Genomic DNA, 19,478 nt, shown 5'->3' on the forward strand with positions numbered 1-19,478 from the left:
ATATTTTGTCACAGGACAACGTTATCATGCGGCGGCGGCCAGCGTCCTGCGGCTGGACGGGGGCCGTACAGTCCCCTAGCGAGGGGGCGCACCTTCCTTCCCGTCCCCTTAGCGAAAGGCGGCCCATGTCCAGAACGACCCTCACCCGTTTCCTGATCGAACAGCAACGGCAGGCCAACGCCCTGCCGGGCGAACTGCGCCTGCTGATCGAAACCGTGGCGCGCGCCTGCAAGACGATCAGCCATTCGGTGGGCAAGGGGGCGCTGGGCGAAGTGCTCGGCAGCCTCGACAGCGAAAATGTGCAGGGCGAGGTGCAGAAGAAGCTGGACGTCATCGCCAACGAACTGCTGCTCGACGCCAATGAATGGGGCGGGCATCTCGCGGCCATGGCGTCGGAGGAGATGGAAACCATCTATCCCATCCCCAACCGCTATCCCAAGGGCGAATATCTGATGCTGTTCGATCCGATCGACGGGTCGAGCAACATCGACGTCGACCTGTCGGTCGGCACCATCTTCTCGGTGCTCAAGGCACCGGAAGCGTGCGCCGGGCGCGACGTGACGGAAGAGGACTTCCTCCAGGACGGCCGGGCGCAGGTCGCCGCAGGCTACGCCATCTACGGGCCGCAGACGATCCTGGTGCTCAGCGTCGGCACCGGCGTCTATGAATTCACGCTAGACCGCGAAGTCGGCAGCTGGGTTATGACCGACGCCGACATGAAGATGCCGCAGGGCAAGTGCGAATTCGCGATCAACATGTCCAACCGCCGCCAATGGTCGCCGGCCATCGCCCGCTATATCGACGAACGCGTGCTGGGCGCGCAGGGACCGTGCGGCAAGGATTACAACATGCGCTGGACCGCGTCGATGGTGGCGGACGTGCACCGCATTCTCAAGCGCGGCGGCATCTTCATGTACCCTTACGATCATCGCACGCCCGGCAAGGCGAAGCTGCGCTTGATGTACGAAGCCAATCCGATGAGCTTCCTCATCGAACAGGCGGGCGGCGCGGCGACCGATGGCTTCATGCCCATCATGGACGTGCCCGCCAAAGGCCTGCACCAGCGGGTCGGCGTGGTGCTCGGCGACCGCGCGGAAGTGGAAGCAGTATTGGCCTATGGCCGGGAGGCGAGTGCGCTGGCGAGCTGAGGGCGAGAAAAATTGGGGGAGAGCGCGGGCGGCGCGCTCGATCCCCCAGCCATGCCGTGCCTGCCGGTCCGACCGGCGGCTCCTCTCCAGAAACTTGTTTTAGTGGCCCGGCATAGGCAGCGACTCTCTAGCCCAGTCGCGTGACAAAAAAAAGGCTGATCGCAAGATCAGCCTGAAAGTTTTAGGAGAGGATGCCTGAAAGGCACAATCTCTTTGCCCCGGGGCGGCTCGCGCTGCAAATGCGAAGGGCGAAAAGACGGTTGCACGAACTGCAATCGGCACCGCATCGGTCGCCCGGAAAGGAAATGTCAGGGCTTTGTCGATAGGGCGGCCGGATGCATGGATCGGCCGCCCCCCGCAGCGATAGAGTCGCTCATGTCGGCTATCGCCGCGACGTAGACGGGCTGCGCGCCCTCGCGATCCTGCCGGTGCTGTTGTTCCACGCCCATGTCCCCGGCTTTTCCGGTGGCTATATCGGCGTCGACATCTTCTTCGTGATCTCCGGTTTCCTCATCACCGGCATCATCGCGCGCGAAGTGGACGAAGGCCGCTTCTCGATCCTGCGCTTCTACGAACGCCGCTTCCGCCGCATCGTCCCGGCCCTCTCCGTGATGATGCTGGCGGTGCTGGCTGCGGCGGCCTGGCTCTACCTGCCCGGCGATCTGGAAGGCGTGCCCAGATCCGCGCTGGCGGCGACCCTCTTTGCCTCCAACCTGTGGTTCTTTACCGACACCGGCTATTTCGCGGGCGGCGCGGACGTGAAGCCACTGCTACACACCTGGTCGCTGGCGGTGGAGGAACAATATTATATCGGCTTTCCCGTCCTGCTGATGCTCGTCGCCCGCTACCGCCCCCGCTGGCGCAACGTGATCCTTGTGGCCGCGACATTGGCCTCGCTCGCTCTTGCCGCCGCGATGCAGCGCGACACCAGCGGCTTTACCTTCTACCTCCTGCCCGCCCGAGCATGGGAATTGCTGGTCGGCGCCCTCCTCGCCCTCCGCGTCGTCCCGCCCGTGTCCCGGCAGTGGATGCGTGAAGCGCTGGCGCTTGCCGGCTTCATCGCCATCGTAGCGGCCGTCCTCCTTTATGACAAAGACACCCTTTTTCCGGGCATCGGTGCGCTCCCACCCGTTCTGGGCGCAGCGGCGCTCATCCATTGCGCGCCCGCAACGCGCACGGGACGACTGTTGACGTTCCCGCCCTTGGTTGCAACGGGCCTGCTGTCCTACTCGCTTTATCTCTGGCACTGGCCGCTCATCGTGTTCACGGAATATGCGACCGACCTGCCCTTGTCGGGGACCGGCCGATGGATCGTCATCGGCGCGTCCTTCGCCTGCGCCTATCTGTCGTGGCGCTTCATCGAGCGGCCGTTCCGCGACAGCCGCACGGTGTCAGCAAAGACGATCTTGGCCATCAGCGGCGCGTCGGCAGCCTGCCTGTGCTGCCTGTCTCTCGCCCTGATGGCTGCAGGAGGATGGCCGGCGCGCTTCTCCCCCGCCGCGCTAACGCAGATGGCGGGTCGGGAGGATTTCAGCCCCGCGCGCAAACAATGCCATGACAGCTTCCTGCGCGACGCCAAGCCCTGCGTGCTGGGTGCCGCCATTCGGCCGGACGCGATGCTATGGGGCGACAGCCACGGCGTCGAACTCGCCTATGCGCTCTCGCTCCGCGCAAGGAGCCAAGGCCGCGCCATCATTGAACGCACGACCTCCAGCTGCCCGCCGGTGCTGGACTATGAGGCCCGCGATCCCCGTTGCGCGCAAGCCAATCGCGCCGCCTTTGCCGCCATCAAGGCCGAACCGGCCATCCATACCGTCTATCTTTCCGCTTTCTGGGCCAATGGCGATTTCGACGCGCCGACCTTTGTCGAGAAACTCGATCGCACGGCGAGGCTGCTGCGCGCGGCTGGTAAGAGAGTGACGATCATCGGTCCAGTGCCACCTCAGCCGTTCGACGTGCCCCGCCGCCTCGCGCATCTGGCGCAACATGGCCTTCTGGCCGAGGCCAAGGGCGTTTCCCGCGCTTTCGTGGATGCGCGAACGAGGCATTTGCGCGCGCTTTTCGGCCGGCTTCAGCGCGAGGGCGTCGATATCATCGACCCCGTTGCCGCGCTTTGCGACGCATGGATCTGTGCCATCGAGCGGGACGGCAAGCCGCTCTATTTCGACTCCCACCACCTGAGCGTCAGCGGTGCGAAAACCGTGATCGCCTATTCCGCCGCCAAGGCGTAGGTCGAGCGCCGCAGTTCGTCCGCCAGCGCGTCCGTAATATCGGCAATGACTTTCTGGACAAGCGGCAAGCCAGCGCCCGGCTCATCAAGCGACGAATCGAGATAGAGCGTGCGGTCGATCTCGATCTGGATGGCGTGGACTCGTTGTTCGGGCCGCCCGTGCCGCTCGATCACATGATCGCCGGCGTAGGGATGATTATGCGCGACCCGGAGGCCATGGGCCTGCGCCACATCGGCGGCAAGCGCGATCAGACGCGAGGAAGCGCTTCGCCCGAACCGGTCGCCGAAGATCATCGTGGCGGATCGCTGACCCGCTGCGGATGAGGGGATGGGCGGCATTGAATGAAGATCGATCAGGATGGCTTGCCCATGCGCATCCCGCGCAGCCAGCAGCGACTGCCGGATTGCGGCGTGATAGGGACGATGGATTTGCTCGATGCGGGCCCGCGCATCGTCCCAGTCCATCGGCTGCCGCCACAGCTCCGCAACACCCGGCAAGCGCCGGGGAAAGAGGCCGAGCCCGCCCCGCAGCTTGGCGCTGCTCTGCACCGCAGCACCCCGCGGCATGTCCGCGATCATCGCCGGATCGATCTCGCGCTCGTTGCGGTTGAGATCGATGAGCGCACGCGCGGTCCGCGCGACCAGAACATTGCACCCGCGTTCGATCAGCGGATGCGTGATCAAGTCCACCCACCGGTCTTCAAGCCGCCGAAGCGTCGCAAGATCGACCCGGGCGCTCGCCAGCAATGCTTCGGAATAATCCCGCCCCGCATGTGGCACCGAAAATATCACCGGGCAGCGCGGCGTCATCGCGCCATAGAGGTCGAATGCCGGCTCGCCCACCATCGGCATTTGCGGCGCGGGATGATCCACCATGTCTTTCTTCATCAAGGCGCCAAAAATCATCTGCTCGGCTGGATAATATTTACACCTTGTCGCATATAAGGCGGCTGCGCGCCACCCGGTCCGGCGCGAGCGATCGGCGGCGCGGCCGAAGGTGAAGTGGGGCGATGATCCGCATATTATTGGCTGAAGATGACGAAAGCATGCGCACCTACCTGGCGCGCGCGCTGGAAAAGTCGGGTTATGATGTCGTGTCGGTCGGCACCGGTATGGAAGCGGTGCCGCATATCGAGGCGGACCGGTTCGACCTGTTGCTGACGGACATCGTCATGCCTGAAATGGACGGGATCGAACTGGCCCAGCACGCCGCCCAGGTCGCACCCGACATGCGAATCATGTTCATCACGGGCTTCGCAGCCGTGACGCTGAAAGCCGGCAAGGCAGTACCGCAGGCTAAGGTGCTGTCGAAGCCCTTCCATCTGCGCGATCTGGTGCTGGAGGTCGAACGCATGTTCGACAAAGAAAGTCTTTCCGGGCTGAACTGACGGGAGCCCGCCATCAGTCGGGCACGACTTCCTCGCTGCCCGGCGCTGGCTCCAGCGGAACACCCGCCATGGCGGCGTTGAACCGCTCCCGGTCCAGCCCCTTTTCCCATGCCGACACCACGATGGTCGCAACCGCGTTGCCGATGAAGTTGGTCAGGCTGCGACATTCGCTCATGAACCGGTCGACGCCCAGTATCAGCGTCATGCCTGCGACCGGGACGGACGGCACGATCGACAGGGTCGCCGCCAGCGTGATGAAGCCCGCCCCGGTGACGCCCGCCGCGCCCTTGGACGAGATCATCGCGACCAGCAGCAGCAGGATCTGCTCCTCCAGACTGAGGTGAACGTTGCACGCCTGCGCGATGAACAGCGCGGCCAGCGTCATATAGATATTCGTTCCGTCGAGATTGAAGCTGTAGCCCGTCGGGACGACCAGTCCGACGACCGACTTGCGGCACCCGGCCCGCTCCATCTTCTCGATCAGGCTCGGCAGCGCGGCCTCGGACGAGGACGTGCCGAGCACCAGCAGCAGTTCCGCCCTCAGATAGCGGATGAGGTGAAGGATGTTGAACCCGACGAACCATCCCACCGCGCCCAGGACTACCAGCACGAACAACAGCGAGGTCAGATAGAAAGTGGCGACCAGGCCAGCCAGGTTGGCGAGCGTGCCGACGCCATATTCGGCGATCGTGAACGCCATCGCGCCGAAGGCCCCGATCGGTGCCGCCTTCATCAGGAAGCCCACCAGCTTGAACACGGCATGGCTCGCCGATTCGAGCACCGTCAGCAGCGGCGCGGCCTTGTCCCCGATCATGGTCAGCGCGATCCCGAACAGGATGGCGACGAACAGAACCTGAAGGATGTTGCCGTCCGCGACCGCCGACACCATGGTCGAAGGGATGATGCTCATCAGGAAGCCCGTCAGGGTGCGCTCATGCGCCTGGTGCGCGTAATCGGCGACCTTGCCGGCATCCAGCGTCGCGGGATCGATGTTGAGGCCTGCCCCTGGCTGCACCAGATTGGCGATGATGAGGCCGACGATCAGCGCGAGCGTGGAGAAGGTCAGGAAATAGCCGAACGCCTTGGCCGCCACCCGGCCGATCGCGCCCAATTCCTTCATTCCGGCGATGCCGGTGACGATGGTCAGGAAGATGACCGGCGCGATAATCATTTTCACCAGCTTGATGAAGGCTTCGCCCAAAGGCTTGAGCTGACGCCCCGCGTCCGGCCAGAAATGGCCGATCAATACGCCCAGGGCGATCGCGGTCAGAACCTGGACATAGAGCTGACGGTAGAAAGGAAGGCGTGGCGCCGTCTGGATCGGCGAGGATGTCGATGGCAGCATGTGGCGGAAGCGTCCTCTGTTTGCGTCGCAGCATATGATCGGCCCCCGCGCTGTCCAGAAGAATGTGGGGGCCGGGTATTTTCCCGCTTGCGTGCCGTCCCGCCCCCCGCTATTGGCCCCCTCCACAGTGGGCGTGTAGCTCAGTGGTAGAGCACTGTGTTGACATCGCAGGGGTCGCAAGTTCAATCCTTGCCACGCCCACCATAAAAAACCCCGCCAACTCAACGAGTTGGCGGGGTTTTTTTGTTTGCCTGTGGCCGGACGCCGGTTGACCCCAGCCACCGGCTTTTTCGGCAAATTTTGGGCAACTCATCCCCCTCTTTCGGCAAGTTCTGGGCATGCGAATTGCGGACGGTCGCAGCCATCTCCCGAGTCGTCGACGCCATTGAGACCACCTGTGGGTGTCGCAGGCAACGTCCCTTCGCTGCCGCCCGAACAGACCGGTATGGCAGCGTCGCGCAGGCCGGATTTGAACCGCCGGAGCGTTTTCACAGATTGCCGACGCGCCTTCACGCAGCGAAGCGCCTCAAGGGCCCGGGGTCCGCCTGAGATGGTGATCAGCTGCTTTGCGCATCGCGATAATGCGTCCTCGCTCCGACCTAGCCTGTGGCGAGCTGGCCCCCGCGATGCGCGCAATCTCAATCAGACCTGGCGCTTCGCCTTTCCCGCACACGGTTAGACCCGTCCGGCGCGAGCAGGCGACAAAGAATAAAGGAAACCAAGATGCTAGCCATCCGTACCCGTGGGAAACACGGCATCTACTACATTCGAGGCTCAGTGGCACTCGGCAAGAAGAAGATCATCGTCAAGGAATTCAGCACAGGAACCAGCGACCGAGACGCCGCAGCCTATCTGATGGCTGAACATGAAACCAAGCTGCGTCACCAGCTGATGTTCGGTCCAGCCGCTCTCGTCGCGCAGGGAAGCATCGCCCAAGCCTTTGACAGCTACCTGACGAAGGCAAAGCCCCCATGTGCGTCCGACATCCTGCGTATCGGCAAGCTCAACGGCCTGATCGGCGACTTCAGCCTGCGCGAGCCCAAGCAGGCTTGGGAGCATTTTCGCCGCGCCTATCTGACCGGCCATGATCCGGCGGGCCAGGACCGCTATCGCGCCGTGTTTCAGGCGGCGATCAATGTCTATCATGAGTTGCATGATTTCCCGCCCCTGCGGATAAAGGCCATACCCTTCAACAATGAGCGAGTGCGCTTCCTCAGCAAGGAAGACCGCGACAGGCTGATCGCAGCCTATTCGCCTCACATCCAGCCGATCATCACCATGCTTGCCTTCCACGGCCCTCGCATCCAGACCGCATTGCAGTTGCAGTGGGGTGTCGAGGGCGTCGACATGCACGAGGGATCAATCCGGCTCAATCACACAAAGAATGCGATCACCCGGTCCGTGCCGATGCATCCCCGCGTCATGGACGTGCTGCGCCCGATCTGGGATAGGCAGGGACAGCCCACAAAAGAGCATGTTTTCCTCAATCGGTTCGGCAAACCCTATCAAGACACCCGCAAGGCTACGATACCGGGAGGCAACCCGATCAAGACCCAGCACGCCACCGCCTGCAAGCGTGCGGGCATAGAGGATTTCACCGTCCACGACTGGCGTCATCACTGGGCCTCGCACTGCGTGATGGCTGGTATCGACCTCATCACCATCATGAACATGGGAGGTTGGAAATCCTTGAGAATGGTCCAGCGCTACTCAAGCGTCAGCGTTGACCACATGCGTGCGTCCATCAACAGGCTAAGCTAGATCAGCCGTCCGAGGGGGATCTGGCCGATAGCTGACCATGTTCCGACTGCGGGACGCTACAAAACAAAGGATAAATGGCTCGATCCGGCACATCTGCGCCTCGCAGAGCCGGATCGGATCACCCATTCCGACCAATCCGTGTGCCGCCATTGATACAGTCGGCCCTTCTGCTGCGTCTATTTGCCCGGCCCCGAAGTCAGGCGTTGTCGGCAAGGTACGACACGAACGCAACTTATCTTCTCACTGCTGCTTGCCGTTTCGCGACGAACCTCTCCAACCCGGCAACCGGCACCAACGTCATGGCGCCCACCTTGACGATCTCGATCTCACCCGCAGCGATAAGGTCATCGAGCTTGGATCGCCCGATGCCGGTGATCCGACAGGCATCCTTGATCCGCACGGTTATGGCTGGCGGGCGGGGGCCCAATGTCATTGCTCGTCCTCCTTCTGGCTGGGCTCCGGGAGCCTGTCCTGCCGGCTGATGCGTTCGAGCCGCCGCTCGACCAGCTCCATGAACCGCTGGTAGCGCAGCCGCCCAAGCTGCGCGGTGTCGGGATCGAACGCGGGCTGATGGGCGACCAGGGTCAGCTGGTGCTGGATGAAGATGCCCAGCATCTCGGTGAGCGCGTCGACCTTGCGCTCGGCCCGTTCGGCGGCGCGGCTTTGCCGGTCGAGCCGTGGCCCGAAGCGCTGGTCGAGCTCATGGCCGGCCTTGCGCTCCAGCCAAGCGGTAAGCGCGTCGGTCAGGATCGCGGTCTTGGACGCACCGGGGGCTTGGGTGAGCGCATCCAGCTTCTCAGACAGCGCATCGGGCAGATAGAATTGATGGCGGGTCTTGAACGTCTTCATGGGGGCTTGTCCTTCGCTCCCATGATCGCGCCAGCGGCCGGCGGTGGACAGTCCCTCTCCGGTGCCAATGGAGGCAACCCGGATCAGCCGATCCCGAGCCCCCGCGCCCGCCCGCCCATGGTCCAGCTGATGCCCTCGCTCCGCATGATGCCGGAGACCGACTTGCCCACCGCCCGCTCGAGCACCGGCCGCCAAGGCACGAGGCTGAACTCGCGGGAATGCTCGATCAGGGCATAGCGCCGGTCACCCACCTAGGCCGCACCGCGGTATGTGCCTTCGATCCGCTCTCCCATGTAGGTGGGTCTATGGGCCAGCCCCGTCCCCTGCTTCGTGGCTGTGATGGCGCGGCTGAGCTCGCGCTGCTGGAGCAGCTGAGGCATGTTGCGGCGATAGCGGATCGTCCCCTCCTCGCTGTCGGCCAGCTGCTGCTCGACCAGCCATTGCCGCCGCTGCTGCAGCGCCCCTCGCACCTCCGCGCCAAAGCCGCGCTGCAAGGGCTCGGGTGTGGCGGCGGTCAGTTGGCGATCAAGCCAGGTCTCGCCATCATGGGCGGGCAACTGCTCGAGCGGCTTGTGCGACAGCGTCTCGATTGTCACCGGCAGGCGCTGGCCCTGCCGCTGCTCATGTTCACGCGCATGGGCGAGGTGATCGGGTTCGATCGTCCATGTTCCATCCACCTGCCGCTCGGGCTTGCCGATGGAGCGGCGCATGGCCTCGAGCCTGCGGACATGAGCCTGTGCCTGCTCTTCGCTGATGGCGGGATCGTGGCGAAGGTGGATGTCCACACTGTAGCGCCCATCATGGGCGCCAGCGACAGCGGCGATGGTGCGATCCACCTCGCGCAGCTCGATAGGCCGGGGCGAGAGGCGCAGGATCGATCCCTTGGCGTGAGGCGTCCGATCCTCGCCGATGTCGACATAGTGGCTGCGGCCATCCACCCCGTCGACGATGAGGTAGCGGCGATCCCGATGCTCGTCCGAAAGGCCGGTCGCCACCAGCCGACCGACGATCGGCTCTGCGGCCGGCTCATGGGGATCATAAACCGAGTGGTCCTGCGGCGGCCGGGCGATGCCCGCCTCGCGCAGTTCGCGATTGAGGGTGCGGGTGATGTCGCCGCGCTCGCCCAGGCGGCGCAGCGTCGACTCGAGCTCGGGGGCCAGCGTCCAGCTGCCGTCCTTCGCCTCGGCGGCAAGATCGAGCCGCTCGAGCGTCCGCAGCCGGCGCATGCGCAGGGCATGCTCTTGGCTGTCGCGACTGGTGAGCATCAGCTTGCCCTCGCCATCGGCTTCGCGCACGAGCTGGCGATCGATGCCGGTGAAGCGCTCTAGTGTCGTCTCACGCTCGCGGGCGGCCATGATCTCTTGGTCTGTTCGGGGACCAAGGTCGAGGTTCACGAGTTCGGCCGCACGGGTGCGCAGGCCCTGGGTCAGATAGTCGCGGGCGATGACGAGGTCTTTTCCCTTCTCGTCGACGCCGCGCAGCATGATGTGGCTATGAGGATGGCCGGTGTTGGAGTGATCGACCGCCACCCAGTCGAGCTTGGTTCCCAGGTCACTCTCCGCCTGGCTCATCAGACGGCGGACCAGGGGCTTCAGGTCCTCATACTCCCCGCCATCCTCGGGCGCGACGATGAAGCGGAACTGGTGGCGATCGCCCTGCCCGCGCTCGAGGAAGCTTGCCATCGGCACGATCCTCGACGGAGCCATAGAGCGCCGCGCTCGCCTGTCCGCGTGACGCCATCACGCTGCAGGTAGCGCAGGTGCGCGGCGGCGGCCATGCCCTTGCCGCCCAGCTTCACGATCCGCGCCTTCACCACCACGCGGCGCACGCGAAGGCTGGCGAAGCGATCCGAGGCACCGAGCACCCGCCCCACGCTCGAGCCGCGCCCGATGGCGGCGCCGGTGAAGCGGCGTCCTCGCGCGCTGCCGGCGCTCCCCAAGCGACGCGCGCGAGCGAGCCTGCCGGTGACGCCGCGATCGGCACCGACATGACCGAGCCAGAGTTCGAAATCATTCTCACCGGGCATGGCCTGATCCTTCCTGTCGCATGGCGGACAGGAAGGATGGGCAAGGCCCGTGGGCCAGTTCAAGGGCCTCCACCGCCGAGCACGGAGAGCCGACCTTCCCAGCCAGCATGGAGGTAAGGCGTTGGCCATGCCTCCATCCCAAAGCCTGTGCAGACGCCAATCCCGGCCTCTCCTGGAGGCAGGGCTTTAATCTTGCCGTCCCCTCTCTTCCTTCCTGCTCCCCTTGACGCTTAAAAAAGGGGAGAGACGACGCCGACCGACACCGCCTCGCCCCGCGGAATGGGCTTCGTTCAGTGCGCATGGAGCATCGCATTCCGCGCCCTGACCAGCGACCGAAACTGCCGGCACCCCATCTTCCCGTGCGCCTGGCCATCGCCATCCACGAGCATGATGGCGCAGAACCAATTTCCGTCGAGCCGGACCGCAGATCGCTATCCGATCGAGTTCCAAATCCTCGTCGTCGGCTCTTTCGTAAGCGCCGATCCAGCGCTCTTGCGCCCGTGCATCCCAGGGAAATCCGTCTCCTCAGCCTCAAGAAACCGATGCGCCAATGCCTCTCCGGCACCGCATCCAAATTCCAGTTCGAGGCCATAAACGGGCGCCGCCATCACGCTTTCCACGACATTGGCCGACGCCGTTCCAATGCTCTAAGACATGTCCATTGTGACCTTCAACGCTTGCGTTCTAACCATCAAAAACGGCGTTAAAGAGATGGGTGGCGGAGAGGCTGTCAGGGCCTAGGAGCGAAGCGCCGCGAAGCGGACGTGGGGGGAACCGATTTTCGTAGAATATTGGGGGGCGCCCGCGGGCCTTGATAGCCATTTCGCCAGCCGTCATGCTGGGTCTGTCGAGACGAGCTTCCTCCCTCCCCTGCATGCACGACATTGCGTCAGTCCGCCTGCGACAGTGCGACGAACAGTGTCGACGCTGCGGAAGAATTGCTCTTCATCGAGCCGACCGGCTGCACATCCCTGCGCACCGCGAAGATGGATGGCGGTGGTTCTGCCTTCGTTGGCGAAGGCAGGGCGCCGGTCGGCGATGGCGCGACGCTGGCGAGATAACCCACCGTCTCGCAAGGCAGGCTGCTACGTCCGGCGAGGTAATCCGCATAGCGTGCAGGACCGGTATTATAGGCTGCGAACAGGCCGGGGTAGCCGAAGCGATCATACATTAGGCGGAGATAGAATGTGCCGGCGAGAATGTTGTCGCGTGGGTCGTCGGGATCATTGCCGAGACCCAGCCGCGCCCGTATCTCGAGCCAGGTCGCGGGCATGATCTGCATGAGACCCATCGCGCCGGCGGATGAGCGTATCGGGCGGCCATTATGGCGTGTCCGGCCGCCGCTCTCGGCCCGCATGACCCGTTCGATACACAAGGCTTGCACGCCGAATCGCGTGACGCCTCGCGGATATAGGGCTGCCAGTCGGCGACCGTTTCGGCCCGGGCCGGAGCGACCAGGGCAAGCGTCATGGCTGTGGCAAGTTGCGTCAACCGCGCCACAGCAGCCGCGCCTTTCCGATCACGTCGTTGCCCTCGATCGGATCGAAATAGCGGCCGTCGAACGATGCGGGATGGTCCATCAGCAGGAAGAGCTGGCGCCCGCGCAAAGTTACACAGCCGCGCCAGGACGGCATGGCGCGGCCCGTCGCATCGGCATTTTGGCGCCCGGCGACCCTGCGCCCGTTGACGAATATACGCTGTCCAAGCGCACAGACTTGATCGCCTGCATAGGCTGCGACCCGCTTCACCAGGGGCACGTTCGCGGGAAGATAGCGGCGGGTCGCCGCCAGCCTGCGATAGGGTTGCGGCAGGCGCGCGACGACCATGTCACCGGGTTCCGCCCACATGCCGGGCGTGACCAGATAGAGGCCGATCGGCGCGCTGGCGGTCGCGTTCCAGACCAAGCGCGGCGTCGGCGGCAGCGCAGCGGAGAGTAGCATGAGGCCGACGCCTGCGCCGGCAATGGCGAAGCGTCGGCGAAGATCGATGCGTCTCTTCTTCTCGGCCCGGAGCGCTTCGCCCCAGGCGAGCAGGGGCGCGTCGTCGGCGCCGCGGGAGCGCGCGGTCATTGTCCGAGCTCCCGTGCGCTACGCTCGTCCGACCAGGCGTCGAGATCGTCGATATGATATTGGACGTAGCGGCTGTGGCGGCGAAAGACCGGCCCTTTGCCGTCGCGGCGCAGGCGCTTGAGCAGTCGGCTCGACAGTTTAAGATAGGCGGCTGCCTGGTCGGTATTGAGGAAAGGCGAACCGCGCTTGGCGCGATTGGCCCGGGTGATGTCGTCATCGCTGTCCATGTGCCTGATATCCTGTCGCAGCGATCGCAACCGCGCGATCGAGGCACCCGGGATGGAGACGAGGACACCGGGCCGGGAGTGTCGAAAAACGGCAGGCGCTTTTCGACACCCCTCGAGTATTCCTATTCAGCCCGGCGTATCCTCATTAGCCATGGGGACGATCGATTCGCCCGATCACATCCGAGAATGTGTGTTTCGCTGAGGATGATCGGCGGGTCGCCATGGTCTGCCGTTGCGATTTGCATGACTTCAAGGAAGGGAGTGAATGCCCCGCGCCCGGAACGGCGCGGGGCGTCGCGGGTCAGCGCGACCAGATGAGCTTGTGCTCGCCATTATCCCCTTGGGTAAGGGTTGCGTAGATCGGCGCCGGGAAGGATGGATCATCGAGCTTGAGGCTCAAATATTCAGCCCCGGTCTCGCGCGCCGCCTTGGTCCAGCCAGCGCCGAACTCGACGTTGCCGGCGCTGACCCGGTGGTCGGGTGCCTTGTCATGCTCGCGCTCTACCGGCCGAATGCTGGCCTTGACGCGAAGGGTGAGCGTGCGAATTCACCGTTGTAGACGCCGTCCTCGTTGCGGGTGAAGCTGCCAATCTGTGCCATGAGAAGTTCCCTTCGATTGCTCGAACGCCGCCCCATGCGGCCTCGATGGCGGTCGACAGGGCGACGGCCGGCCGCCGCGCATCCAAGGGACCAAAGCGCCAGCGGAGGACGGCCCGAAGCCGGCTTTCTTGGTTCGCGAGGAAGCCCGACAGGGCGGGGAAGAAGGCCGGCGAAGCCGTTGCGCGGACAAGGCCCGCAGGCGCCAGACCCGCCATGAAGAGAGGCTGTATGGGACGCGATCGCTGCGACGTTAAGCGGAACACAGGCCAAGATAGGCGGATGCCGGCAGTGATGCAGGTGGGGAATGGCAGGCTCCGCATATCGCTTCTTCGCGCCGACCTGGCTCCGCCGCTGCTGAATTTCCAAAGCCCCTGATTCGGGCCAGGACGGCAACGGAATTCGGCCATCCGACTGGGTTGAGCGGCGTCCGCACGTCCATGACGGGAAGGAGAATGCCGCGCTTGCGCACGGTCGGCACGTTAAGGTTCGCGCGCTCGTGTATTTCCGTTTCCTCACCCTTGCGGCGGGTGCTGCGGCGTGATCATTTTGGCATGGCCTGTCCTCCAGCCACCCCAAAAAGGCACAAAGCCTCCCCGCGAAGGCGGGGATGGGCGGCGAACCGCGACCAAAAGGCCAAGCACAAGCGGGCGAGGACACCGAAGGGCGGAACCTGGAGTGGAGCACTCCGCAGGGGTTGGCCTCGGCTGCGACGGGCCTAGCCGGGAGCGCCACCCGCACTTGCCGTAAGGGAGAGGCTCCAAAGCAAGCGCCGCCGCGCACGCGCGGCTTCCTTGTCCCGCCGGCGATCGAAACCACCAGGCCGAGACCCCGAACGGGGGTCGGAAAGGAAGCCATGGCCATCGCGAACCAAAGAGCGCGGTCGCGCGGACGCAAGGCGGGGCCCCGTCCCTCCTTCCGAACCGAAAAGGACTGATGCCAAATGAAGCTAGCAGTCGTCGAAGAGCTGCGGATTCCTGCGGCTTTCGGCCGCAACAGGCGCGAGGACTATATCGCAAATATATGCGGAATATCCGCAAACCGCCTCCGAACAGGGGGATTTTGCTTTCCTTTCGCCGCGTTGGACAAGGTGTCGCGCAGCAATCCAGGGCTCTGCATGGCCTGCTGTCCTGCTGACCCTGTTTGTCGCGCTGGTGGGCTTTCGGATGCTGATGGGACAAGCTTTGCCGGCGCGCGACATGGTTGGCGGGGCAATCAAGATCGGAGCCGTGCTGGCGCTAGCGTCGAGTTGGCCGGCTTGGCGCGTGGTAGGTTACGATCTTGTGCTCGATGGGCCGGCGGAAGTCGCGCACTCCGTTGTGCAGGCGTCGGGCATCGCCGGCCCGGGCGAGCCTGTGCGTGACCGCTTGCAGCAGGTCGACGAGATGCTTGTGGCATTGACCCTGCTCGGCACCGGACGCGCCAACAATCCGGCGATCGACGGTAACGATCCGGGCCCAGCCTTCAGATCGATCGCGCTGCCGGATGAGGCCGGCTATGCTTGGGGTCGGGTGCTGTTCCTTGCTGGCGCGATCGGACCCTTTGCGATCCTGCGCTTCGGCGCAGGCCTGCTGCTGGCGTTGGCCCCGCTAGTAGCCGGCCTGCTGCTGTTCGGAGGCACGCGGGCCATATTTATAGGTTGGGCGCGCGGCCTCGTCTTCTGCGCGCTCGGCAGCCTAGTGCTTACCGTAGCGCAGGCGGCGCAAGTCGTCATTATGCTGCCATGGGCGAGCGACGTCGTCGCGCAACGCGCCGCGAATGGTTTCACTCCGTCGGCGCCTACCGAGTTGTTGACAATGTCGTTAGCTTTCGCGGGGCTGATGGCTGGCATGCTTTTCCTGATGTCGCGGGTCGCCTTTCAAGGACATGATTGGGCGCTGCAGATATTGCCGATCGACGGCCTTGGGCGGACAGCTGGCAGCGATCGGACGATTGACAGCCCAATAACGCCGATGACGGTGCCTAGCGCGCATGGCCAGTCGCGGGCGGCGCAGGTTAGCGAAGTCATGGCGGCGACACTTCGGCGCGAGGATTGGGAAAATACGCATGTGGTGCGCCGATCGGTCGAACACAGCCGACACCTACCTGATCAAGCGACGGCAGCGACGGTCGCGATAGAACAGACGATGTTAGGCAACAGCTTTCGTAGCAGGAGGCACCGGGGGGCGTCGATGTCGAGTGAGATAAGGGACGGCAGGGCATGAACGACCCCGGGCAGAAGCTGAGCAGCTATCTGGGAACGGCCGAAAGCTGGGCCACGGACCGCGAAGCGCAGCGGCGCCGGTCGCTGCGAATCGCTTGGCTAATCGCCGGGGTGGCGACCGCGACCGCCCTGGTGGAAGGGGTCGCGATCATTGCTTTGGCGCCGCTCAAGACCATTGAGCCCTACACATTGCTCGTCGATCGCCAGACCGGCTATGTCCAGGCGCTGAAGCCGCTCGACCAGGAGGTGGTCGCACCCGACCGCGCGCTGACCCGGTCATTTCTGGCGCAATATGTGCTGTCCCGCGAAGGCTTCGACGTCGATAGCCTGAAGAACGACTATCGCAAGGTAGCGTTGTGGTCAGCAGGCGACGCGCGGGCGCGCTATATCGCGCAGATGCAGGCGACCAACTCGTCAAGCCCGCTCGCGACTTTGCCGCGCCGTGCGGTGGTGACGGCGGAGGTGCGCGGCATTTCCTCGCTCGGCCCATCGACAGCACTGGTGCGCTTCGTCACTGTGCGCACTGATCCGGGCGGGCGGGCGCATGAACCGCAGCCCTGGCAGGCGGTGATCAGTTACCGCTTTTCGAGCGCGGGGATGAGTGCGGGCGACCGGCTCGACAACCCCCTCGGATTCCAAGTGGTGCGCTATCGCCGCGACGCTGAAATCCCGCCGCGCATCGAGACGGCACCAGTCCAGGTCGCACCCAATCCGGCGGTCTCGCGGCCGGTCGCGGTGCGTCCCTCGCCGAGGCGGCCAGAGGTCGAGCAGTGAGCGGGCGAATTGTGATAATGCTGCTGGCGGTCGGGGCCGCCTTGTTCTGGGATGAGCCCGCACCGGCCCAATTGCGGGATGTAGTGGGCCGCTATCAAATGAAGGGCGACATGGCCCTGAGGCCGACGGCTCTATCGGACGATGGAGAGAAGACGTATATCGAATGGCGTCCCGACCAGCCATTACCCGCTGTCTTTGCGATCGACGCGCGCGGCCGGGAGGAGATGGTCGACGGCTATATGCGCGGCAGCATCTTCACCATCGACCGGATCTACTCGCGGCTGCGCTTCCGCATAGACAAGGCCGAAGTGACCGTGCGCAGGATGGCACAAGGCGAGGCACGGTAAAGATGATTGACCAGCCAGAATCACGCCCGGCCCAAAACATCCGTCCCCGCGTGGGCGTCCCACGCAACAGCACGGGCGTCTGGGTTTTCGGCATCGCGCTCGCGCTTCTGGCAATCTCGCTGTTCGTACTGCTGGAGAGCCGGCGAGCGACGCTGAGCACGCCGACGATCACCGCGAGTTATGCCGAAGGCGACCAGATCATGTCTCCACCGCCGATTGTAGTCACCCCGGAATATAGCGATCCGTACCCGCCCGTCCCCGCCTTTATGAACGCGCCTTCGCAGGCGCGCGTAGCCCGTCAGCCCCCGCTCGCCATCCAGCGCGTCCGCCCCGCACGCGAGCAATTCGATCCCGACATGATGCCGACTCGCGACGCGCAGATGACGCCCCAACCGCAGCCCATGCCGTCTTCAGCGCCCGACACCGGCGCCGCAGCGCTCGGCCTGGTCGCGTCCGCGCCTGCGGGCGAGCGGGTGTTGGCGAGGCACTTTTCGAATCCAGGAACGACAGTGCCTCAGGGCACCGTGATCCAGGCGGTGCTTGAAAGCGCTTTGGATTCGACGCGGCCGGGCTTTGCCCGCGCGATCATCTCACGCGACGTCTACGGTTTTGATGGGGCCAGGGTGCTGATTCCGCGAGGCAGCCGGCTGATAGGCGACTATAAGGCGGACCTGCAGCCGGGGCAGAAGCGCGCCCTGATCCAGTGGCAGCGGCTGATGCGTCCAGATGGTGTGCTGGTAAACCTTGATTCTCCCTCCGCCGACCCACTCGGCCGCGCCGGCGTTGAGGGGAAGGTCGATTCGCACTTCGTCGAGCGGTTTGGCGGATCTATCCTGCAATCGGCGCTGAACGTCGGCACGCAGATCGCGATCAATCGTGCCTCAGACGGCAATGTGATCTACGCTGTGCCGCTGCAAGGCCAAATGGCGCCACAAATCGGATCGGAAAAGGTGCAGCCCACCGTCAAAGTCAAACAGGGCACGAGCGTTTCGGTATTCGTAGCGCGTGACCTGGACTTCACCGACGTATCGCCATGATCAGCGGGGGAGCGAACGTCTATCTCGAAACCTGTCTTGCGCCGCTACACCAGCATCTTGCCCATGATGATGTGACCGACATCTACATCAATAGGCCAGGCGAATTGTGGCGCGAGACACTGGGTGGGTCGATTGAGCGGATCGACGCACCTGAACTGACGCAGGAACTGCTGCTGCGGTTGGCGCGGCAGGTCGCAGCGGTAACCGCGCAGGGGATCAACCGCGAATATCCGATCCTGTCGGCAGCGCTGCCCAGTGGCGAGCGCGTGCAGATAATCATCCCGCCTGCGACCCGGGGCGAGATTGCTATCGCCATTCGTAAACATGGCATGGCGGCGCTGAGACTTGAAGATTATGAGGCGCGGGGCGCGTTTGATGGGGTCCTCATAGCAGGCGACAAGCCCGAAATAAGACCAGCTGCAACAAGTGAATTGCATCCCATGACGATATTACGCGACGCGGTGCTGGCCCGGCGCAATATATTGATCTCAGGCGGCACATCGTCGGGCAAGACCACCTTCCTTAACGCACTGTTGCAGGAGGTTCCGCCGGATGAGCGACTGGTGTTGATCGAGGACACGCCCGAACTGATGATAACCCACGCTAATGCTGTTGGTCTCGTGACGCCGCGATCGGCACTTGGCGAAGCTGCAGTCGGTGCCGATGATCTGCTGATTGCGTCGTTGCGGATGCGGCCTGACCGCATCATCCTGGGCGAAATCCGGGGAGCAGAGGCAGTTACCTTCCTACGCGCGGTCAACACCGGACATCCTGGATCATTGACCAGCATCCATGCGGATTCGCCTACCCGCGCGATCGACCAGCTTGCGCTACTGGTGCTGCAGACAGGCATCCATATGCGCTGGGACGATGTGATAACCTATATTCGCCGCTCGCTCGACCTGGTCGTGCAGCTTAAGCGCGACGCGCGAGGGCGGCGCGTCGACGAGATTATGTCGTGTGTTACAGCGATTTGAGGCCGGTGGTCTAACCCGAGGTTAACTAGGCCGAAGCTAGTATTCGGTGAACCGCGCTCCATATTTCCGCTGCCCTCGGGTCAATTCCTTGAGACACTTAAATCCGCTTCGCATTCACCACTATAGGCAACGCGCCTGATGCGGTGAGGTGAAGCTATCAACGGCATGCGGTTCTTGTACTACTTCCTGCAAGCCCAAACACATGCGGAACTAGCAGTATGCGCCAGGTCATCCGTACCTTGATCTGTGCGCCAGCGCTTGAACGAGCGCAACGCCGACCTTGCCGCTGGCGCGATGACGCTGGTCCAGAGCCGCTGCCGGCTATGGGTATGGAGCAGTTTCGGCTAACGCGGCCTTCCAGCCTCTCCGCGAGCTAGGTTTCGTGGACAAAGGTTGACAGCAGGATCGGGCGTTGATTCAAGGCTGCCTTTTGGAGGTGGCGTTGGGCGAGCGTATTGGGCTGACGGAGGACGAGTGGGGGATCATCGGCACATTACTGC

General features: G+C 64.0%; 16 protein-coding genes, 1 tRNA gene and 3 pseudogenes. 10 read left to right on the forward strand and 10 right to left on the reverse strand.

The window, feature by feature from the left end:
- Nucleotides 1-125 precede the first annotated feature (125 nt).
- Nucleotides 126-1,148, forward strand: coding sequence for a class 1 fructose-bisphosphatase (locus ACFQ24_RS09775; protein ID WP_380910750.1), 1,023 nt, complete (start codon nt 126-128; stop codon nt 1,146-1,148).
- Nucleotides 1,149-1,483: 335 nt separating this feature from the next.
- Entirely contained in the window at nt 1,484-3,379 is a 1,896-nt protein-coding gene (locus ACFQ24_RS09780; RefSeq protein WP_380910752.1) for an acyltransferase family protein, read from the forward strand.
- Here the strand turns inward: ACFQ24_RS09780 and ACFQ24_RS09785 are convergent.
- On the reverse strand, nt 3,358-4,251 hold the full coding sequence (locus tag ACFQ24_RS09785) for an N-formylglutamate amidohydrolase (protein WP_380910782.1): 894 nt from the start codon (nt 4,249-4,251) through the stop codon (nt 3,358-3,360). The two genes, ACFQ24_RS09780 and ACFQ24_RS09785, sit on opposite strands and share 22 nt — an antisense overlap.
- A gap of 137 nt (nt 4,252-4,388) precedes the next feature.
- Between ACFQ24_RS09785 and cpdR the strand changes: the two genes are divergently transcribed.
- Nucleotides 4,389-4,766: a cell cycle two-component system response regulator CpdR gene (gene cpdR / locus ACFQ24_RS09790; protein ID WP_380910754.1), complete on the forward strand. Its 378-nt coding sequence runs from the start codon at nt 4,389-4,391 to the stop codon at nt 4,764-4,766.
- 13 nt (nt 4,767-4,779) lie between these two features.
- Here cpdR and ACFQ24_RS09795 read toward each other — a convergent pair whose 3' ends face one another.
- Nucleotides 4,780-6,111, reverse strand: a complete 1,332-nt coding sequence (locus ACFQ24_RS09795; RefSeq protein ID WP_380910757.1) for a dicarboxylate/amino acid:cation symporter — start codon at nt 6,109-6,111, stop codon at nt 4,780-4,782.
- A 129-nt stretch (nt 6,112-6,240) separates the two neighbouring features.
- Between ACFQ24_RS09795 and ACFQ24_RS09800 the strand changes: the two genes are divergently transcribed.
- A tRNA-Val gene (locus ACFQ24_RS09800) sits at nt 6,241-6,315 on the forward strand.
- A gap of 519 nt (nt 6,316-6,834) precedes the next feature.
- Nucleotides 6,835-7,872 (forward strand): tyrosine-type recombinase/integrase, encoded by a 1,038-nt coding sequence (locus tag ACFQ24_RS09805; RefSeq protein ID WP_380910759.1) that lies wholly within the window; start codon nt 6,835-6,837, stop codon nt 7,870-7,872.
- Between the two features lie 232 nt (nt 7,873-8,104).
- On the opposite strand, the gene ACFQ24_RS09810 is transcribed toward ACFQ24_RS09805, so the two are convergent.
- From ACFQ24_RS09810 to ACFQ24_RS09845, 8 genes and pseudogenes are all read right to left on the reverse strand, one after another.
- Nucleotides 8,105-8,305, reverse strand: a complete 201-nt coding sequence (locus ACFQ24_RS09810; protein ID WP_380910761.1) for a helix-turn-helix domain-containing protein — start codon at nt 8,303-8,305, stop codon at nt 8,105-8,107.
- Nucleotides 8,302-8,721 (reverse strand): CopG family transcriptional regulator, encoded by a 420-nt coding sequence (locus tag ACFQ24_RS09815; RefSeq protein ID WP_380910763.1) that lies wholly within the window; start codon nt 8,719-8,721, stop codon nt 8,302-8,304. The genes ACFQ24_RS09810 and ACFQ24_RS09815 overlap by 4 nt, the downstream gene beginning before the upstream one ends.
- An 83-nt stretch (nt 8,722-8,804) precedes the next feature.
- A pseudogene (locus tag ACFQ24_RS09820) lies at nt 8,805-10,427 on the reverse strand (DUF3363 domain-containing protein).
- Nucleotides 10,313-10,747 (reverse strand): hypothetical protein, encoded by a 435-nt coding sequence (locus tag ACFQ24_RS09825; RefSeq protein ID WP_380910765.1) that lies wholly within the window; start codon nt 10,745-10,747, stop codon nt 10,313-10,315. The pseudogene ACFQ24_RS09820 and the gene ACFQ24_RS09825 overlap by 115 nt, the downstream one beginning before the upstream one ends.
- Nucleotides 10,748-11,636: 889 nt before the next feature.
- Nucleotides 11,637-12,217: pseudogene (locus ACFQ24_RS09830) on the reverse strand (lytic transglycosylase domain-containing protein).
- A gap of 17 nt (nt 12,218-12,234) precedes the next feature.
- Nucleotides 12,235-12,816 carry a S26 family signal peptidase gene (locus ACFQ24_RS09835; protein ID WP_380910767.1) on the reverse strand — a complete coding sequence of 194 codons (582 nt, stop codon included), beginning with the start codon at nt 12,814-12,816 and terminating at the stop codon, nt 12,235-12,237.
- Nucleotides 12,813-13,043, reverse strand: coding sequence for a helix-turn-helix domain-containing protein (locus ACFQ24_RS09840; protein ID WP_380910769.1), 231 nt, complete (start codon nt 13,041-13,043; stop codon nt 12,813-12,815). The genes ACFQ24_RS09835 and ACFQ24_RS09840 overlap by 4 nt, the downstream gene beginning before the upstream one ends.
- Before the next feature lie 301 nt (nt 13,044-13,344).
- Nucleotides 13,345-13,643 (reverse strand): annotated as a pseudogene (locus ACFQ24_RS09845) (DUF736 domain-containing protein).
- 1,136 nt (nt 13,644-14,779) lie between these two features.
- On the opposite strand from ACFQ24_RS09845, the gene ACFQ24_RS09850 reads away from it, so the two are divergent.
- Genes ACFQ24_RS09850 through virB11 form a run of 5 tightly spaced genes read left to right on the forward strand, consistent with a single transcriptional unit; the run spans nt 14,780 to nt 18,978 of the window.
- Nucleotides 14,780-15,844: a type IV secretion system protein gene (locus tag ACFQ24_RS09850; RefSeq protein ID WP_380910784.1), complete on the forward strand. Its 1,065-nt coding sequence runs from the start codon at nt 14,780-14,782 to the stop codon at nt 15,842-15,844.
- On the forward strand, nt 15,841-16,617 hold the full coding sequence (locus tag ACFQ24_RS09855; protein WP_380910771.1) for a virB8 family protein: 777 nt from the start codon (nt 15,841-15,843) through the stop codon (nt 16,615-16,617). Before ACFQ24_RS09850 ends, ACFQ24_RS09855 begins: the two co-directional genes overlap by 4 nt.
- 17 nt (nt 16,618-16,634) lie before the next feature.
- Nucleotides 16,635-16,964: a TrbG/VirB9 family P-type conjugative transfer protein gene (locus tag ACFQ24_RS09860; protein WP_380910773.1), complete on the forward strand. Its 330-nt coding sequence runs from the start codon at nt 16,635-16,637 to the stop codon at nt 16,962-16,964.
- Between the two features lie 2 nt (nt 16,965-16,966).
- Nucleotides 16,967-18,001 carry a TrbI/VirB10 family protein gene (locus ACFQ24_RS09865; RefSeq protein WP_380910775.1) on the forward strand — a complete coding sequence of 345 codons (1,035 nt, stop codon included), beginning with the start codon at nt 16,967-16,969 and terminating at the stop codon, nt 17,999-18,001.
- Nucleotides 17,998-18,978, forward strand: coding sequence for a P-type DNA transfer ATPase VirB11 (gene virB11, locus ACFQ24_RS09870; protein ID WP_380910777.1), 981 nt, complete (start codon nt 17,998-18,000; stop codon nt 18,976-18,978). The genes ACFQ24_RS09865 and virB11 overlap by 4 nt, the downstream gene beginning before the upstream one ends.
- The last annotated feature ends 500 nt before the right edge of the window (nt 18,979-19,478 follow it).

Origin of the sequence: Sphingobium olei (assembly GCF_042678845.1) — a bacterium.
Classification (GTDB): domain Bacteria; phylum Pseudomonadota; class Alphaproteobacteria; order Sphingomonadales; family Sphingomonadaceae; genus Sphingobium; species Sphingobium olei.

Bases quoted from the DNA above. Each gene is read 5' to 3' on its own strand.
- ACFQ24_RS09815 (WP_380910763.1), bottom strand. From the start codon at position 8,721: ATGAAGACGTTCAAGACCCGCCATCAATTCTATCTGCCCGATGCGCTG.
- cpdR (WP_380910754.1), top strand. From the start codon at position 4,389: ATGATCCGCATATTATTGGCTGAAGATGACGAAAGCATGCGCACCTAC.
- ACFQ24_RS09835 (WP_380910767.1), bottom strand. From the start codon at position 12,816: ATGACCGCGCGCTCCCGCGGCGCCGACGACGCGCCCCTGCTCGCCTGG.
- ACFQ24_RS09775 (WP_380910750.1), top strand. From the start codon at position 126: ATGTCCAGAACGACCCTCACCCGTTTCCTGATCGAACAGCAACGGCAG.
- virB11 (WP_380910777.1), top strand. From the start codon at position 17,998: ATGATCAGCGGGGGAGCGAACGTCTATCTCGAAACCTGTCTTGCGCCG.
- ACFQ24_RS09805 (WP_380910759.1), top strand. From the start codon at position 6,835: ATGCTAGCCATCCGTACCCGTGGGAAACACGGCATCTACTACATTCGA.
- ACFQ24_RS09825 (WP_380910765.1), bottom strand. From the start codon at position 10,747: ATGCCCGGTGAGAATGATTTCGAACTCTGGCTCGGTCATGTCGGTGCC.
- ACFQ24_RS09865 (WP_380910775.1), top strand. From the start codon at position 16,967: ATGATTGACCAGCCAGAATCACGCCCGGCCCAAAACATCCGTCCCCGC.
- ACFQ24_RS09860 (WP_380910773.1), top strand. From the start codon at position 16,635: ATGCTGCTGGCGGTCGGGGCCGCCTTGTTCTGGGATGAGCCCGCACCG.
- ACFQ24_RS09840 (WP_380910769.1), bottom strand. From the start codon at position 13,043: ATGGACAGCGATGACGACATCACCCGGGCCAATCGCGCCAAGCGCGGT.
- ACFQ24_RS09780 (WP_380910752.1), top strand. From the start codon at position 1,484: ATGCATGGATCGGCCGCCCCCCGCAGCGATAGAGTCGCTCATGTCGGC.
- ACFQ24_RS09810 (WP_380910761.1), bottom strand. From the start codon at position 8,305: ATGACATTGGGCCCCCGCCCGCCAGCCATAACCGTGCGGATCAAGGAT.
- ACFQ24_RS09855 (WP_380910771.1), top strand. From the start codon at position 15,841: ATGAACGACCCCGGGCAGAAGCTGAGCAGCTATCTGGGAACGGCCGAA.
- ACFQ24_RS09795 (WP_380910757.1), bottom strand. From the start codon at position 6,111: ATGCTGCCATCGACATCCTCGCCGATCCAGACGGCGCCACGCCTTCCT.